The 16,033-nt window shown below is 65.1% G+C and carries 14 protein-coding genes, 1 tRNA gene and 1 pseudogene; 8 read left to right on the forward strand and 8 right to left on the reverse strand.

All coding sequences use genetic code 11. The features are described 5' to 3' along the window. Positions 1-2 precede the first annotated feature (2 nt). Positions 3-650 (forward strand): bifunctional 4-hydroxy-2-oxoglutarate aldolase/2-dehydro-3-deoxy-phosphogluconate aldolase, encoded by a 648-nt coding sequence (gene eda, locus FGK64_RS13405; protein ID WP_138864356.1) that lies wholly within the window; start codon positions 3-5, stop codon positions 648-650. A 76-nt stretch (positions 651-726) separates the two neighbouring features. Beyond that, positions 727-1,461, forward strand: a pseudogene (locus FGK64_RS13410) (TIM barrel protein). 27 nt (positions 1,462-1,488) lie between these two features. Here the strand turns inward: FGK64_RS13410 and FGK64_RS13415 are convergent. The 7 genes from FGK64_RS13415 to leuC form a co-directional block, all read right to left on the reverse strand. Next, a tRNA-Pro gene (locus FGK64_RS13415) sits at positions 1,489-1,565 on the reverse strand. 57 nt (positions 1,566-1,622) lie between these two features. Further along, positions 1,623-2,576 (reverse strand): DMT family transporter, encoded by a 954-nt coding sequence (locus FGK64_RS13420; protein WP_138864357.1) that lies wholly within the window; start codon positions 2,574-2,576, stop codon positions 1,623-1,625. 57 nt (positions 2,577-2,633) lie between these two features. Continuing rightward, positions 2,634-3,740 carry a 3-isopropylmalate dehydrogenase gene (gene leuB / locus FGK64_RS13425; protein ID WP_138864358.1) on the reverse strand — a complete coding sequence of 369 codons (1,107 nt, stop codon included), beginning with the start codon at positions 3,738-3,740 and terminating at the stop codon, positions 2,634-2,636. Between the two features lie 91 nt (positions 3,741-3,831). Beyond that, the gene (locus FGK64_RS13430) at positions 3,832-4,923 is read right to left on the reverse strand and encodes an endonuclease/exonuclease/phosphatase family protein (protein ID WP_138864359.1); all 1,092 of its coding nucleotides are present in this window, start codon (positions 4,921-4,923) and stop codon (positions 3,832-3,834) included. Then, positions 4,920-5,726 carry a hypothetical protein gene (locus tag FGK64_RS13435; RefSeq protein WP_246057766.1) on the reverse strand — a complete coding sequence of 269 codons (807 nt, stop codon included), beginning with the start codon at positions 5,724-5,726 and terminating at the stop codon, positions 4,920-4,922. Before FGK64_RS13435 ends, FGK64_RS13430 begins: the two co-directional genes overlap by 4 nt. Before the next feature lie 490 nt (positions 5,727-6,216). Continuing rightward, positions 6,217-6,822, reverse strand: a complete 606-nt coding sequence (gene leuD, locus FGK64_RS13440) for a 3-isopropylmalate dehydratase small subunit (protein ID WP_138864361.1) — start codon at positions 6,820-6,822, stop codon at positions 6,217-6,219. Then, positions 6,822-8,228: a 3-isopropylmalate dehydratase large subunit gene (gene leuC / locus FGK64_RS13445; RefSeq protein WP_138864362.1), complete on the reverse strand. Its 1,407-nt coding sequence runs from the start codon at positions 8,226-8,228 to the stop codon at positions 6,822-6,824. The genes leuD and leuC overlap by 1 nt, the downstream gene beginning before the upstream one ends. Positions 8,229-8,824: 596 nt before the next feature. On the opposite strand from leuC, the gene FGK64_RS13450 reads away from it, so the two are divergent. The 3 genes from FGK64_RS13450 (at position 8,825) to rlmH (ending at position 11,241) form a co-directional block, all read left to right on the forward strand. Further along, positions 8,825-10,174, forward strand: coding sequence for a mechanosensitive ion channel family protein (locus FGK64_RS13450; RefSeq protein WP_138864363.1), 1,350 nt, complete (start codon positions 8,825-8,827; stop codon positions 10,172-10,174). A gap of 186 nt (positions 10,175-10,360) precedes the next feature. Further along, the gene (rsfS, locus tag FGK64_RS13455; RefSeq protein WP_138864989.1) at positions 10,361-10,711 is read left to right on the forward strand and encodes a ribosome silencing factor; all 351 of its coding nucleotides are present in this window, start codon (positions 10,361-10,363) and stop codon (positions 10,709-10,711) included. Between the two features lie 59 nt (positions 10,712-10,770). Next, complete coding sequence (gene rlmH / locus FGK64_RS13460; RefSeq protein ID WP_138864364.1) at positions 10,771-11,241, forward strand: 23S rRNA (pseudouridine(1915)-N(3))-methyltransferase RlmH; 471 nt, start codon at positions 10,771-10,773, stop codon at positions 11,239-11,241. 34 nt (positions 11,242-11,275) lie between these two features. On the opposite strand, the gene FGK64_RS13465 is transcribed toward rlmH, so the two are convergent. Then, positions 11,276-12,001 carry a DUF599 domain-containing protein gene (locus tag FGK64_RS13465; protein WP_138864990.1) on the reverse strand — a complete coding sequence of 242 codons (726 nt, stop codon included), beginning with the start codon at positions 11,999-12,001 and terminating at the stop codon, positions 11,276-11,278. An 80-nt stretch (positions 12,002-12,081) separates the two neighbouring features. Between FGK64_RS13465 and FGK64_RS13470 the strand changes: the two genes are divergently transcribed. From FGK64_RS13470 to glcF, 3 genes are read left to right on the forward strand one after another with little or no spacing between them, the layout of a single operon-like run. After that, positions 12,082-13,533 carry an FAD-linked oxidase C-terminal domain-containing protein gene (locus tag FGK64_RS13470; RefSeq protein WP_138864365.1) on the forward strand — a complete coding sequence of 484 codons (1,452 nt, stop codon included), beginning with the start codon at positions 12,082-12,084 and terminating at the stop codon, positions 13,531-13,533. 23 nt (positions 13,534-13,556) lie between these two features. Next, entirely contained in the window at positions 13,557-14,711 is a 1,155-nt protein-coding gene (locus FGK64_RS13475; RefSeq protein ID WP_342773953.1) for an FAD-binding protein, read from the forward strand. Then, a complete protein-coding gene (glcF, locus tag FGK64_RS13480) occupies positions 14,711-16,012 on the forward strand; it encodes a glycolate oxidase subunit GlcF (protein WP_138864366.1) in 1,302 nt (433 codons plus the stop codon). Before FGK64_RS13475 ends, glcF begins: the two co-directional genes overlap by 1 nt. Positions 16,013-16,033 lie beyond the last annotated feature (21 nt).

The following is a 16,033-nucleotide window of genomic DNA, read 5'->3' on the forward strand; positions in this document are numbered from 1 at the left end:
CCATGCCCCTTTCCGCCAAAGACGCCAGCCGCCGCACCCGCGAAATTTGCGCGATGGCCCCCATCGTTCCGGTCTTGGTGGTGAAGGATGCCGCCCAAGCCCGCCCGCTGGCCGAGGCGCTGGTGGCCGGTGGCCTGCCCGCGCTGGAAGTGACGCTGCGCACGCCGGCCGCGCTGAACGTGATCCGCGAGATGGCACAGGTGCCGGGCGGGGTCGTGGGTGCGGGTACGCTGGTCACGCCGCAGGACGTGCGCGATGCAGTGGCTGCCGGGGCAACCTTTGGCGTGTCGCCCGGTGCGACCGACGAATTGCTTGCCGCCTGCGAAGCCGAGGGCCTGCCGTTGCTGCCCGGCGCTGCCACCGCCACCGAGGCAATGCATCTGCTGGCGCGCGGCTATGACATGATGAAGTTCTTCCCCGCCGAAGCCTCGGGCGGGGCACCGGCGCTCAAGGCCATTGGCGCGCCCTTGCCGCAGATTACATTCTGCCCAACGGGCGGTGTGTCGGCCGACAATGCGCTGTCGTACCTGTCGCTGGCGAACGTCGCCTGCGCCGGGGGCAGCTGGGTTGCCCCGGCGGAGGCTGTCGAGCGCGGCGATTGGGCACGGATTCAAAAGCTTGCGTCCGATGCTGCAACGCTTGGCAAATGAGGTAATGCAAGGCTAGGTTGTGCTGAACGCCGGTGTTCAGGGAGAGCCCATGCTGCGATTTTCTGCAAACCTGTCGATGCTGTTCACTGAACTGCCCTTCGAGGACCGGTTCCGCGCGGCCGCCGCCGCCGGATTCGAGGCGGTGGAAATCCCCTCTCCCTATGATGGCGCCGCGCGTGACATTCGTCGTGCCCTGCTGTCGAACGGGCTGTTACTGAGCCAGATTGGCGCGCCGCCGCCCAACTACACCGGAGGCCGCCCGGGATACGCCGGTGAACCCGAAAGCGAAGCACGATTTCAGGGCGACATGCGCCGCGCCATGCGGGTCGCGGCCGAGCTGAGCCCGGAGATCGTTCATATTGCGGTCGGCAACGCCGAAGTGGCAGAGGCCGAAGAGAGGCTGGTCACCAATCTGCGCTGGGCGGCGCAGCAATGGCCAAGTCAGGTCTTTGTCGTGTCGCCGTTGAACGCGCGCGAACATCCCGGCTGTGCGCTGCCCGACTACGACGCGACGGCGCGGGTGCTGGACAAGGTCGGGTTCACCAACATGGGGCTGCAATTCGATACTTACCACGCCGCGATGATCACGGGCGACGCGCTGGCCGTCTGAACGGCGCACAAGGCGCGCATTCGCTATGTCCAGGTCGCCGACATGCCCCGCCGCACCGAACCCGGCGCTGGCCGCATCGACTTTCCTGCGCTGTTCACCGCCATGCAGGCCGACGGCTACAAGGGGTGGATCGCGGCGGAATACCTGCCCACTACACGCAGCAGTACGGACAGTCTGACGTGGCGACCGGAACCGGCGTGATCCGGGAATTGGCAATATTTTGAAATCTGGTCGGAGTGAGAGGATTCGAACCTCCGGCCCCTGCCTCCCGAAGACAGTGCTCTACCAGGCTGAGCTACACTCCGACCGTGGGGCGCGGGATATATCGGCGGCGCGGCTTTGGCAAGAGGCAGAATGCAGCCTTAGCGGCCCAGCCCCAACATGCGGCGCGCGGTCGAAATGCGCGGGGCCGAAGGGGTGGCGGCGCGGCTGCGGGTGCGCAGGACAGGGGTGTTTTCAGATGCGCCCCCGCGCGCCTCGCGGAACACGATATAAAGCCCCGAGGCGATGATCAGAGTGACGCCCGCGAAGGTCGCTGTGCCCGGCCATTCGTCGAACAGCAGCCAGCCATAGAACACGGCCCAGAGCATCTGGGAATATTGCATCGGCGCGATCAGCGCGGCTTCGGCGCGTTTGTAGGCCTCGATCGTCAGCAGCATGGCGGCAAAGGCCAGCAGGGCGATCAGTGCGTTCAAGCCGAAATCAAGGCCCGACATCGGCGTATAGACAAAGGGCAGCGCCGTGCCCATCACCACGAAGGTGGCGACCGAGGGGTAGATCAGCATCGCCACGTTGCGTTCATCGCGCCCGATGCGGCGCACGATGGTGGCCGCCGTGGCCGAGCCAAGCGCCGAGATCAGCGCAGCCAGATGGCCCAGCGACAGCTCGGCCTGGCCCGGTTGCAACACGATGCCCACGCCGATCAGCCCGACGGCGATGGCGACGCCCCGGCGCAGGCGGACCCGTTCGCCCAGGATCGGGATCGCCAGCAGGGTAATCAGGATCGGCATCGCGAACAAGATCGCATAGGTATCGGCCAGCGGCAGCACCGAGAAGGCATAGAAACACGCCGCCGAGGAGATCACGATGGCCACGGTGCGCGCCGCCATCCAGCCGGGATGCACGGGCCGCAGGCTGCGCGGCTCGCGGTCGCCGATCAGCATCAGGGTGGACAGGGGAAAGGCGAAGAGGACGGTGAAGAACACGATCTGGAACGGCGCGTGACGCCCGCCCAGCAGCTTCACCAATGTGTCATGCCCCGCGTAAAGCGCGAAAGCCAGCAGCGCCAGAACAATGCCACGGGCCTGAGGTGTCATGACGCCCTCCGCGAGGTGGATGGGCGCGGGCCGGGGTCGGCCAGCGCCCGTGTGGTTTCAGAGGCTCGCGTCCAGCGCGGCCAGGATCGCATCGCCCATTTCGCTGGTCGACACCGGCGTCACGCCTTCTTCGCCCAGCAGGTCGGCCGTGCGCTTGCCATCGGCCAGCACGGCTTCGACTGCCTTTTCGACACGGGTGGCTTCGTCGCCCATGTCGAAGGAGTAGCGCAGCGCCATCGCGAAGGACAGGATGCAGGCGATGGGGTTCGCCTTGCCCTGGCCGGCGATGTCGGGGGCCGACCCGTGGACGGGCTCGTACAGCGCCTTGGGGCGGCCGTTTTCCGTCGGCGCACCCAGCGAGGCCGAGGGCAGCATCCCGAGCGAGCCGGTCAGCATCGCGGCCAGATCCGACAGCATGTCGCCGAACAGGTTGTCGGTGACGATCACGTCGAACTGCTTGGGCCAGCGGGTCAGCTGCATGGCGCCGGCGTCGGCATACATGTGGGTCAGTTCGACATCGCTGTATTCGGCTTCATGCACCTCGGTCACGACGTCGCGCCACAGGATGCCCGATTCCATCACGTTGGCCTTTTCCATCGAGCACAGCTTGTTGTTGCGCTTGCGGGCCAGTTCGAAGGCGCTGCGTGCCACGCGGGCGATTTCCGACTCGGTATAGCGCTGGGTGTTGATGCCCACGCGCTCGTTGCCTTCCTTGAAGATGCCGCGCGGCTCGCCAAAGTAGACGCCGCTGGTCAGCTCGCGCACGATCATGATGTCGAGGCCCGCAACCACGTCCTTTTTCAGCGAGCTGAAGTCGGCCAGCGCGTCAAAGCACTGGGCGGGGCGCAGGTTGGAAAACAGGTCCATTTCCTTGCGCAGGCGCAGCAGGCCGCGTTCGGGCTTCACGCTGAAGTCGAGCTTGTCGTATTTCGGGCCGCCCACGGCGCCCAGCAGGACGGCATCGACCTCGAGCGCCTTCGCCATCGTGTCGTCGTGCAGCGGGGTACCGTGCTTGTCATAGGCGCACCCGCCGACCAGATCCTCGCTCACGTCGAAGGCGATGCCGCGTTTGGCGCCGAACCAGTCGATGATGCGGGTGACCTCGGCCATAACCTCGGGGCCGATGCCGTCGCCCGGCAGGATCAGAAGGGAAGGGTTGGACATGAGCGCGCTCCATTGAATATGCCGCGACGGGGGTAGCGCGCCGGGGCGGCATGGTCAATGGAGGGCGGGCGTTCGCCCCTGTTTTGCGGGGCTAGGGCGCGTCGATGTCGACCCAGACCAGCCGGTGCCGGCTGGCCGTAGTGGCCGCATCGTACCCCGGTTCGTCGGGCGCGGGCCAGAACACGCCGGCCCCTGTCACGCGCAGATCAGCGGACGGCAGAACGTAATCCACGCGCAGCCGCCCGATGCCGTCCCAATCGACGGTGTCCAGCGCATCTGGCCCGGTGTGGCCGGGCGTGGGCGCGGTTTCGGCGCCGGGGCTGGCGGGGCGTGGATCGGTCAGGCGCGGGTCGTTCAACAGGGTGGTTATTGCCTCTCGGCGGCCATCGCTGTCGTGCGGGTCAAGGTTCGCGTCGCCCGCGATGATGAACCGCTCATCGGGTGCCGGGCCGAACGCGCCATCTAGATAGGCGCGCCAGAACAGGATTTCATCGGCATTGCGGCGCCCGTTCCTGTCTTCGGGGCCGTCGAACACGGGCGGGGTGGCGTGGAACGTCAGCACCGTCAGGGTTTGACCCGAGGGCAGGCGGACCGGCACCGCCCAATGCGCGACCGAGCTGAGCCTTTGCGCTGCCTGCGCTTCGACGGTCGGAAAAGCGGAGCCGTCGGGATGGGTCGGCAACTGCGCGCCGGGCAGGTCGCGCCACAAAACCGCGCTGAAATCGCGGATGTCGTCACGGTCGATCGGTAAGCGCGACAGGATCGCCATACCGTCCGCACCGGTGAATTCGCCATAGCCCTGCATGTCTTCGGGCTCGTCCAGCCGCCCGTCGCCGTCCATGTCATGCCCGCTGGGCAGGCCGGTGTTGGGCTGCGCGGAAAAGGTATGCGCGTACACTGCTCCGGCGCGGGTCAGCGCCTGTTGCAAAGCGGCCAGCGCCAGCCCGTCCAGATCCCAGTCAATGCCTTGAAGGGCCAGCACATCGGGCTGCACGGTGGCAATCACCTCGATCACGGCAGCGATCTTCGGATCTTCGCCGCGCGAAATGTCGCGCAGCAGGATGCCAGGGCCCCGGCGCGACACTTCGATATTATAAGTGGCGACGCGCAGCGTTTCGGCTGTTGCGGGCATGGCAAGGGCAAGGGACAGGACAAGACAGGCGACAGCGCGCCGGGCCGTCATGCGGTTTGCGCCGCCTCGGAATTGGCGTAGACGCGCCGGCGCTTTTCCTCGATCAGCTGGGCGATGCGTGTCATGGCGATGCCGCGCATGATCATGCTGGTCGGCAGGAAGGCCCACGCGGCCACCACCCAAATGCGGGTCTGGGGATCTTGCAAAGGTATCGGATTCAGGAAATCCGAGGCCAGTTTCAGCAGCGCGGGTATGATGAACGGCAACAGGAAGCCGACGATCATGTTCACCCGCCCGTCGCGTTTCAGACGCATCACCACGTCGCCGCCCTTGGTCGGATCGAACAGAGGCAGGTTGATCCAGACGTTGAAAGCGCCGTTCCCCGCGGGCCAGTTCAAGACGCGCACGATGAACAGGAAGGAAAGAACCGTGAGTGACGCTATGACATAGGCCATCCCGGCGGCGATGCGCATGCTGTCGATCGTAAAGGGAGTCGATCCATCGGGCAGTACAAGGATCATCAGCCGCACGGGCGAATAGGGAAAATCGGTCAAATATCCGATCAGCCCGCCAAACCCGGCGATCAACCCGGTCAGGTGGGTCGGTTCATAGGCGTGTTTGGCGATAACGGTCAGCAGGAAAAAGATCAGGAACAACGCGATAAATCGTAGCCGGTTCACCGGCGGGGCATCGCGGAATTCGATAAAGCTGGGGTAGTCGGTGTTATATTCGGCAAAGGTCAACCCGCCGGCCAGAATGGCAAGCAACGCGATCATTTCTGTCGCATCGGTGGTGAAACCCGGCAGGAGCAGCGACGGAGTCGCCACCAGCAGGGCCACCAATATGCCACGCATTGCTGCGCCCGTGATCCGTGCGAACACTGTTCGATCCCTTCAAACTGGACAGGATCGGTTCATTGCCGGTCCTTGTTCCACCTTGATCCCACCCGATCCGGGTGGCGTGCCTCATTTTGGCCTCATTTGTGCCGCTATTCCGCCCACCACTCAAGCCGTAGGACGACGTGACCCGAGGATTAGGGCGAAAACGTGATAAAACTGGTGCGACTTTGCATCAATTTTGAAGCATCCCGGTGGCAGAGCAGGGAAAACGCCTACATTTTGTGGATCCGCAACATTTAACTACAATTTAATGCTTTGGGCAGCGGCGCGGAGTTTGCGCGGTTTCTAGGCGCCCGTGCCGACTGCGCGGGCGGCCGTCCGGCCCGCCGGGTGGCAGGCTTTTGCCAATTGTGGCGGCGACACTGGCGCAAATTCGCCGATACATGCCTGCGCCATGCAAAAAGGGCCGGGAAATCCCGGCCCTTTCAATCACGTTTGAATTGGCTCAGACCCAGGGGCGCGCCTGCGCGGCCTGTGCCTCGTAGCTGTCGATCGACGCCTCCTTGGCCATCGTCAGCCCGATATCGTCGAGACCTTCCATCAGGCAGTGCTTCTTGAAGCTGTCGAGTTCGAAGGTGAACACCTCGCCGTCCGAGGTGGTCACGGTCTGGGCTTCAAGGTCGACGCTCATCCGCGCGTTCGATCCTTTTTCCGCGTCCTTCATCAGCACATCAACGGCCTCTTGCGGCAGCGCGATGGGCAGGATGCCGTTCTTGAAGCAGTTGTTGTAGAAGATGTCGGCAAAGCTGGGCGCGATCACGCAGCGGATGCCAAAATCCTTGATCGCCCAAGGTGCATGTTCGCGCGACGACCCGCAGCCAAAGTTTTCGCCAGCCACCAGAATTTCCGCCTCGCGGTAGGCGGGCTGGTTGAGCACGAAATCCGGGACTTCGTTGCCTTCTCGGTCGTACCGCATCTCGTCAAACAGGTTCGCCCCAAGTCCCGAGCGCTGGATCGTCTTCAGGAACTGTTTCGGGATGATCATGTCGGTGTCGATGTTGACCAGCGGCATGGGCGCCGCAACGCCGGTGAGTTTGTCGAACTTGTCCATTACATCATCTCCCGAACGTCGGTCAGTTTGCCGGTGATCGCGGCGGCGGCGGCCATCGCGGGCGACATCAGGTGCGTACGCCCCTTGAAGCCCTGGCGGCCTTCGAAATTGCGGTTCGAGGTCGAGGCACAGCGTTCGCCCGGCGCCAGCTGGTCGGGGTTCATTGCAAGGCACATCGAACAGCCTGCAAGGCGCCATTCAAACCCTGCGTCCTTGAAGATGTCGGCCAGGCCTTCCTCTTCCGCCTGGGCCCGCACAAGGCCCGAGCCCGGAACGACCATGGCGCGCAGCCCGTCTTTCACCTTCTTGCCTTTCAGGATCGCCGCCGCAGCGCGCAGATCCTCGATCCGGCCGTTGGTGCAGGAGCCGATGAACACGGTGTCGATTGCGACTTCGTTCAGCGGCGTACCGGGCGTGAGGCCCATATAATCCAGCGACCGTTGTGCCGCGCCGACCTTGCCGCCGGTGAAGTCGGCGGCGGCGGGCACCTTGGCGGTGATCGGCAGAACATCCTCGGGCGAGGTGCCCCAGGTGACGACCGGCGCGATATCTTCGCCCTTGATGGTCAGCACCTTGTCCCAATGCGCATCGTCATCGGAATAGAGCGTTTTCCACCACTCCATCGCGGCTTCCCACTGGGCACCCTTCGGCGCATGGGGGCGGCCCTTGCAGTATTCAAAGGTGGTTTCATCCGGTGCGATCAGACCAGCGCGGGCGCCACCTTCGATGGCCATGTTGCACACGGTCATCCGACCTTCCATCGACAGGCCACGGATCGCTTCGCCGCAATATTCGATCACGTAACCGGTGCCGCCGGCGGTGCCGGTCTTGCCGATCACCGCAAGGGTGATGTCCTTGGCGGTGACGCCCGGAGCCAGCTTGCCGGTGATTTCCACTTTCATGTTCTTGGATTTCTTCTGGATCAGCGTCTGCGTCGCCAGAACGTGTTCCACCTCTGACGTGCCGATGCCATGCGCCAGCGCGCCAAAAGCACCGTGGGTCGCGGTGTGGCTGTCGCCGCAGACCACGGTCATGCCTGGCAGGGTCCAGCCCTGTTCGGGGCCGACGATATGCACGATGCCCTGACGGACGTCGTTGACCGGATAGTAATGCACGCCGAAGTCGCGGGCGTTCTTGTCCAGCGCCTCGACCTGGATGCGGCTGTCCTCGGTCATGGTGGTCGCGTCGTCGCGATCCAGCGTGGTCGGCACGTTGTGATCGGGCACGGCGATCGTTTTTTCCGGGGCGCGCACCTTGCGGCCCGACATGCGCAGGCCTTCAAAGGCCTGCGGGCTGGTCACTTCGTGAACCAGGTGACGGTCGATATACAGAAGGCAGGTGCCGTCTTCGGCCTCATGGGCAACGTGGGCATCCCAGATCTTGTCGTAAAGCGTTTTGGGTGACATCGGTTCTTTCCTCGAATGTCGGAAGCAGTAGCTGTTCGGCGCAAGCCGGTGGCAGTCCCGTCAGGGAAGCAGGCGCGTCAGGCGCGCGCCAGAATGGCGCGGGTCGCACCATAAAAGCGCCAGGGCAGGCGCGAATGATCGGCAATGTCGAATACACGGCTCATGACAAGGGCAGATACGCCTGTCCCGCCTTGCGATCAAGTGCCGTCAGCGCCCTACGAAACAGGCTGCCGGGGGAGGGGCGGCCTTTCTGGGCGCATCGCAACCATCAACCCCGCTTGCGCCGCCGCATTCGCGCCATCGCTCCGACACCTGCCGCCAGCAGCGGCAGAGAGGCACGGAGCCCGTTGGGTGCCGACCGACGGAGTTGGGTTCACCTTCTCGCCAATCACCACCTTCAGCCCATTGTTGGCCGTCGTGTGGCAGTAGGTTGCGTTTGTCAGCGTCATGCCAGCCAGAGTCTTGTTGTTGTGCTTCGACGAACTGGTTACCGCGATCAGGTTTGCGCGCATCGCCTCTGGGGTAAGATCGGGATCGCCCGGCTTGCCTTGTGAGACCACCGGGATAAACTTGTTCCAAGGAGGAGCCGCGCCCGCATGGAAGAATTCGCCGCGCTACAGTCGTTTGCCGAGGTCGCCCAATGGCTCTGGGACGAAGTTGTGCGCTGGGTGATGCTATTCATTTCGCCCGGCTGGCGGCAGTACCAGCTGTTCATCATCATCGGCTTGATCGGCGCGGCATTCCTGCTGCGGCTGATCGTGGCGCCCCGGGTCGAGGCCTGGGCGCGCTCGCGCAGCGGCTGGGACAAATGGCAGCTTCGGATGCTGGTGCAACTGCGCCGCATGCTGGGGCTGATCTGCTATGCGGTGCTGGCCTGGGCCGTCTATCTGGTGATGCAGCAGGCCACATGGCCCTCGCGCAGCTACCTGATCGGGGTGGCGGCCACGCTGGTTACGCTCTGGATCGTGGTGGCCTTCGTCACGCGGCTGGTGGCCAATGCCTTCCTGCGTCGCATCGTGGCCTGGGCCCTGTGGATCTACGGCACGCTTTATGCGCTGAACGTGTCCGACGATGTGGCCGAGTTCCTCGACAGCCTGACCTTCGGGATCGGCGAGGTGCGGCTTTCGGTGCTGACAGTGCTGCAGGCGGCGGTGCTGATCGCGGTGTTGCTGGCGATTGCTCGGCTGGCCACAACCCGCGCCTCAGGCGCACTGCGCCGCAACGAAGACATCTCGCCCTCGATGCAGGTGCTGGCGGTCAAAGCGGTGCAGGCGCTGGTCTACGGCATCGTGCTGATGATCGCGATTCGCGCGCTGGGCTTCGACCTGACCGGGCTTGCGGTGCTGTCGGGGGCTATCGGGCTTGGCATCGGGTTCGGGTTGCAGAAAGTGGTATCGAACCTTGTCTCGGGTATTATCATTCTGCTCGACAAATCGATCAAGCCGGGCGACGTGATCTCGCTTGGCGATACCTTCGGCTGGATCGACAGCCTTGGCGCGCGCTATGTGTCCGTCGTCACCCGCGACGGCAAGGAATACCTGATCCCGAACGAGGATCTGATTACCAGCCAGGTGGTGAACTGGTCGCATACCAACAAGCTGGTGCGCCTCGATCTTCATTTCGGCGTGTCCTATGGCGACGATCCGCACCGCGTGCGCAAGCTGGCCATCGAAGCGGCCGCCGGGGTGCGCCGCGTGCTGTCGAACCCCAATCCGCCCGTTTGCCATATCACGGGCTTCGGCGACAGCAGCGTCGATTACATCCTGCGCTTCTGGATCACCGATCCCTCGGACGGGCTGACCAACATCAAGGGTAACGTTTACCTGGCCCTCTGGGACAGCTTCGCCGCCAACGGCGTGTCATTCCCCTTCCCCCAGCGCGAGGTGCGCGTGTTGCCGGGCTCGACGCTGGAAACCACGGCCACCGCACCGGGGGCAAAGGAATGATGCCCATCAATCCGGCAGTTGCCACGTGCCCGGCTTTCGTCACGGTGGTTTCATTGAATTGTCGCGGTCAAAATGCTATGTTAAGGGCACCCCGGCGCCCGGGGTTCAGGGCGCGCCACCTAGGAGGACATCGTCCTGACACCACAAGCAGAGGCGGCAATGCCCGCCGATGACCGGGCCGCGCTGATGGCCGCCCAAACCCAGCCCGACAGCGAAACGCTGCTGGCACGAATCCTTTCCTCACTCGATGACGACAAGGCCGAAGATGTCGTGCAGATCGACCTGCGTGGCAAGACAGCCATTGGCGACTACATGGTCATCGCTTCGGGCCGCTCGACCCGGCAGGTCGCCGCCATGGCGGAAAAGCTGGTTGATCGACTGAAGCAGGACTATGGGCGCCTGTGCCGCGTCGAAGGCAAGGATACGGGCGACTGGGTGCTGATCGATACGGGCGACGTGGTCGTGCATATCTTCCGTCCGGAAGTGCGCGAATTCTACCAGCTCGAAAAGATGTGGGCCCCTACCACGACGAACTGACGACGACGAACGGGCGCCCCGCCGCGCGAGGGCCGGAACCGAAACGGGGGCACCCCACCATGCGCGTGCATATTTGCGCGGTCGGGCGCCTGCGCAAGGGGCCGGAAAAGGCCCTGCTCGACGACTACCTCACCCGGTTCGACCGCACCGGCCGCGCCCTGGGCCTTGGCCCTGCAAATGTGATCGAGGTCGAAGACCGCAAGGGCGGCGGCATGGCGGCCGAAGCAAATTTGCTGCGCCGCGCCATCCCGCAGGGCGCGGTGACTCTGGCGCTCGACGAACGCGGCAAACCCATGACATCGCCTGATTTCGCCACCCGCCTTGCCGACTGGCGCGATCAGGGCCGGGGCGATCTGGCGCTGCTGATCGGCGGCGCCGATGGGCTGGATCCATCCTTGCGCGACGAGGCCGATGCGCTCCTGTCCTTCGGGGCAATGGTCTGGCCGCATATGCTGGTCCGGGTCATGCTCAGCGAGCAGCTATACCGCGCCGCGACCATCCTTGCCGGAACGCCCTATCATCGCGTCTGACGCGGAACCCCCTGCTTCTTCTTTGTCCAAATACTCAAATTCCGTTTCCAGCCCCACGCGGTTCGGGTGGCGATGACAGCAACACGCTGCGCGAATGGGACGCGAACTCGCGCCGCCACAGCATTGCAACCGTCGCAAGCGCCGCCAGCGCCAGCATGGCAGGCCCGATCAGCCACGCACAGACCGCCAGTGCGAAATAGGTCGCGCGCATCCCGCGGTTGAAGCTGCGCGCCGCCGTGATGTTCAACTCGGCCGCCTGCCGCGCCCGCGGGGCAGCTTGCCCATGTTCGGGGTCGTTTGGCACGGCGGCCATCGCTACCGCGCAATAGCCGAACAGCCGATGCGCCCAGACGTATTTCAGAAACGCATTGGCCTGAAACAGCACGATCACCAGTATCTTGATTTCCCAGACCAGAGGCGGCGTGTCGCCCAGCGTCAGGTCTTCGGCCAGACCGGCCAGGGGATCGGTGTTCCCGATCAGCGCCAGCCCCCCGCCAATCGCGATCATCGAGGCCGAGGCAAAGAACGATGCGCCCTGTCGCAGGGTGCCCAGTAGGTGCGCGTCAAATATCCGCGGTTGCCGCGTCACCATCTGCTGCATCCATTCCCGCCGGAAGCCCTGCATCAGGATGCTGACCGAAGGCCGGGCCTTCGACGGATGCTCGATCCGCCAGCCGATTGCCAGATAGCACAGCCACAGAAGCGCCAGCGCCGCTGCGTCGGCCCATGAAAACACCGCGAGCACATCGCTCCACCGCATGGTCATCATGTCGCGGCCCTCGTTTTTGCTTGCGTCACCGCGTAGTTGGTCATATTTTTTTACCAAACCGGAGATATGCCATGGACATGCCACAGCCGAACCCGGCCATTGTGTCGCGAAAAGCCGAACTGGTCGAGCGGTTGCACAGGGTTTTGCCCGACCGCGCGGTGATTTCCGACCCCATGGAAACCCGCGCCTATGAATGCGACGCGCTGACGGCCTATGCCTGCCCGCCTTTGGTCGCAGTGCTGCCGGCCACCACCGAAGAGGTCGCCGGCGTGCTGCGCATCTGTCACGACATGGGCGTGCCCGTGGTGCCGCGCGGCTCGGGCACTTCGCTGGCGGGCGGGGCGTTGCCCACGGCCGATTGCGTGGTGCTGGGCGTGTCGCGCATGACCGAGGTGCTGGAAACCGATTACGACAACCGCTTCATCCGGGTGCAGACCGGGCGGACCAACCTGTCGGTCACCGGCGCAATCGAAGGCGACGGGTTCTTTTACGCCCCCGATCCCTCCAGCCAATTGGCCTGTGCCATCGCGGGCAATATCGCGATGAATTCCGGTGGCGCGCATTGCCTGAAATACGGTGTCACCACCAACAACCTGCTGGGGGTGCGCATGGTCACCATGCAGGGCGAGGTTCTGGATATCGGCGGCGCGCATCTGGACGCGGGCGGGCTGGACCTGCTGGGCGTGATCTGCGGATCCGAAGGCCAGCTTGGCGTGGTGACAGAGGCGACGCTGCGCATCCTGCCCAAGCCGGAAGGCGCGCGGCCCGTGCTGATCGGGTTCGACAGCAACGAGGTGGCCGGGGCCTGCGTGTCCGACATCATCCGCGCGGGCGTCCTGCCCGTCGCCATCGAATTCATGGACCGCCCCTGCATCGAGGCCTGCGAGGCCTTCGCCAAGGCCGGATATCCGATGTGCGAGGCGCTGCTGATCGTCGAGGTCGAAGGATCGCCACAGGAAATCGCCCATCAGCTGCGCCTGATCGGCGACATCGCCCGCCGCCACAACCCGGTCGAGCTGCGCGAGGCTGCCGATGCCGACGAAGCCGGGCGCATCTGGCTGGGCCGCAAAAGCGCGTTCGGCGCGATGGGCCAGATCAACGATTACATGTGCCTCGACGGCACGATCCCGGTCAGCCAGCTTCCGCTGGTGCTGCGCCGCATCGGCGAGCTTTCGGGCGAATACGGGCTGCGCGTCGCCAACGTGTTCCACGCGGGCGATGGCAACATGCACCCGCTGATCCTGTTCGATGCCAATACGCCGGGCCAGCTGGAAACCTGCGAGGCGCTGGGCGCCGAAATCCTGAAGCTCTGTGTCGAGGTCGGCGGCTGCCTGACCGGCGAACACGGCGTGGGCATCGAAAAACGCGACCTGATGACGGTGCAATACAGCCCCGCCGACCTCGAGGCGCAGATGCGCGTGAAGGACGTGTTCGATCCTGACTGGCTTCTGAACCCGGCCAAGGTCTTCCCGCTGGGCGCCAGCGAGGCACGCCGCCAGACGCCCCGCGCCAGCGCCGCCTGACCCGCGACAAGAAGGATGCCGCCTTGCTGACACCAAAAGACGAACGCGATCTGGCGCAGGCCGTCGCCGATGCCAAGGGCCCGTTGTGGGTGCAGGGCGGTGGCACCCGTGCCAGCGGGCGCACGCCGCAAGGCGAGGTGCTGTCGGTCGCGGGGCTGACCGGCATCACACTGTACGAACCCGGCGCGCTGACCATGGTGGCACAGGCCGGCACCCCGCTGGCCGAGATCGAAGCCGCGCTGGAGGCCGAGGGCCAGATGCTGCCGTTCGAGCCCTACAGCCTTGGTGGCGTGACGGGCGTCAGCGGTGACACGACCATTGGCGGCGTGTTTGCCACCAACGCCTCGGGCGCGCGGCGGGTGCAGGTGGGCGCGGCGCGCGATCTGCTGCTGGGCGTACGGTTCGTCGATGGCCGGGGCGAGGTGCTGCGCAACGGCGGGCGCGTGATGAAGAACGTCACCGGCTACGATCTGGTCAAACTGCTGGCCGGATCGCGCGGTGCGCTAGGCGTGCTGACCGAAGTGGCCTTCAAGGTGCTGCCCAAGCCCGAGGCCGTGGGCCATGTCACTCTGACCGGGCTGACAGATGCCGAGGCGGTTCAGGCCATGGCGGCGGCGATGGGATCCCCTTTTGATGTCAGCGGTGCAGTCCACGCACCAGCAGGGATCGAGGAAGAGCCGACAACCCTGCTGCGCGTCGAAGGATTCGCCGACTCGGTCACTTATCGCACAGAACGCCTGCGCGACCTGCTGTCTCGCTTTGGCGCAGGCCAGATCGGTACCAGCGTCGAGCCATGGCAGGCCGGGCGCGCGCTGTCGGCCTTTTCGCAAACGGTGCGCGGGCCGGGCGGGGCGACATGGTTCGTCTCGGTCAAGCCGGGCGATGCGCCCGCGCTGATGGCCCGGATCGCGGGCGCGCATGACTGCCTGTATGATTACGACTGGGCCGGGGGGCGCATCCGCATCCACGCGATGGCGGACCAGCGTGCCCTGCACGATGCCCTGCGCGCCGAGGTGGCAGCCATTGGCGGCCATGCCACGCTGATCCACGCGCCGTCCGATCTGGCCGATGCCGTCCCGCTGACCCAGCCGGAGCCCGCGCCGCTGGCAGCGCTCTCTGAACGGTTGCGGGCGCAGTTCGACCCGCGCGGCATTCTGAACCCGGGGGTAATGGGCTGATGCAGACGAATTTTACCGGCGCCCAGCTGAAGGATCCGGGCACCGAGCGCGCGAATGAAATCCTGCGCGCCTGCGTGCATTGCGGGTTTTGCACCGCGACCTGCCCGACCTATCAGGTGCTGGGCGACGAATTGGACAGCCCGCGCGGCCGCATCTACCTGATCAAGGATATGCTGGAAAACGAGCGGGTGCCGGACGAAAAGACCGTCAAGCATATCGACCGTTGCCTCAGCTGCCTGGCCTGCATGACAACTTGCCCATCGGGCGTGCATTACATGCATCTGGTCGATCACGCCCGCGCCTATATCGAGAAGAACTATCGCCGCCCCTTCACCGATCGCGCCCTGCGCTGGGTGCTTGCGGGGATCCTGCCCTATCCGACGCGGTTTCGCCTTGCGCTGCTGGCGGCACGGCTCGCGCGCCCGTTCCGAGGGCTGCTGCCCGACCCGCGCCTGCGCGCGATGCTGGATATGGCGCCGCGCCACATCCCGCCGGTCAGCCGCCACGACGATCCGCAAAGTTTCGCACCTAATGCGCCGCGCCGGATGCGCGTGGCGCTGATGACGGGCTGCGCGCAGAAGGCGCTGAACACCGATATCAACGATGCCACCATTCGCCTGCTGACCCGTCTGGGCGCCGAGGTGGTGGTGGCCAGGGGCGCGGGCTGCTGCGGTGCGCTGACCCACCACATGGGGCGCGAGGATGAAAGCCACGCCTCGGCTGCGCGCAACATCCGCGCCTGGTGTCACGAGATTGACGGCGCCGGGCTGGATGCCATCGTCATCAACACGTCGGGCTGCGGCACCACGGTTAAGGACTATGGCCACATGTTCCGCACCGATCCGCTGGCCGCCGACGCCGCCCGCGTGTCCGACCGCGCCAAGGACATCAGCGAAGTGCTGGTGACGCTTATGGCCGATGCGCCCGTCGTGACCCACGCACCGCTGCGCGTGGCCTATCACGCCGCCTGCTCGCTCCAGCACGGGCAAAAGATCAAGGATCACCCCAAGGCCCTGCTGAAAGCCGCCGGGTTCGAGGTGGTCGAACCCGCCGACAGCCACCTGTGCTGTGGGTCCGCCGGCACCTACAACCTGATGCAGCCCGAGATCTCGGGCCAACTGAAGGCGCGCAAGGTGCAAACGCTCGAAGCCCGCAAGCCCGATGTGATCGCCGCCGGGAACATCGGCTGCATGATGCAGATCGGGTCTGGCACCGGGGTGCCGGTGGTGCATACGGTCGAGCTGCTGGATTGGGCGACCGGCGGGCCACGGCCCCGCGCGCTGGGCGACGGCCCGACCTAGACCGACCTTTTTGCCGCCGCA

Source organism: Arenibacterium halophilum (genome assembly GCF_005938225.1).
Classification (GTDB): Bacteria; Pseudomonadota; Alphaproteobacteria; order Rhodobacterales; family Rhodobacteraceae; genus Arenibacterium; species Arenibacterium halophilum.

Coding starts and splice junctions, on each gene's coding strand:
- rsfS (WP_138864989.1), top strand. CDS start 10,361: ATGGCCGCCCAAACCCAGCCCGACAGCGAAACGCTGCTGGCACGAATC.
- FGK64_RS13450 (WP_138864363.1), top strand. CDS start 8,825: ATGGAAGAATTCGCCGCGCTACAGTCGTTTGCCGAGGTCGCCCAATGG.
- leuD (WP_138864361.1), bottom strand. CDS start 6,822: ATGGACAAGTTCGACAAACTCACCGGCGTTGCGGCGCCCATGCCGCTG.
- leuC (WP_138864362.1), bottom strand. CDS start 8,228: ATGTCACCCAAAACGCTTTACGACAAGATCTGGGATGCCCACGTTGCC.
- leuB (WP_138864358.1), bottom strand. CDS start 3,740: ATGTCCAACCCTTCCCTTCTGATCCTGCCGGGCGACGGCATCGGCCCC.
- FGK64_RS13435 (WP_246057766.1), bottom strand. CDS start 5,726: ATGCGTGGCATATTGGTGGCCCTGCTGGTGGCGACTCCGTCGCTGCTC.
- FGK64_RS13430 (WP_138864359.1), bottom strand. CDS start 4,923: ATGACGGCCCGGCGCGCTGTCGCCTGTCTTGTCCTGTCCCTTGCCCTT.
- rlmH (WP_138864364.1), top strand. CDS start 10,771: ATGCGCGTGCATATTTGCGCGGTCGGGCGCCTGCGCAAGGGGCCGGAA.
- FGK64_RS13420 (WP_138864357.1), bottom strand. CDS start 2,576: ATGACACCTCAGGCCCGTGGCATTGTTCTGGCGCTGCTGGCTTTCGCG.
- FGK64_RS13470 (WP_138864365.1), top strand. CDS start 12,082: ATGGACATGCCACAGCCGAACCCGGCCATTGTGTCGCGAAAAGCCGAA.
- glcF (WP_138864366.1), top strand. CDS start 14,711: ATGCAGACGAATTTTACCGGCGCCCAGCTGAAGGATCCGGGCACCGAG.
- eda (WP_138864356.1), top strand. CDS start 3: ATGCCCCTTTCCGCCAAAGACGCCAGCCGCCGCACCCGCGAAATTTGC.
- FGK64_RS13465 (WP_138864990.1), bottom strand. CDS start 12,001: ATGCGGTGGAGCGATGTGCTCGCGGTGTTTTCATGGGCCGACGCAGCG.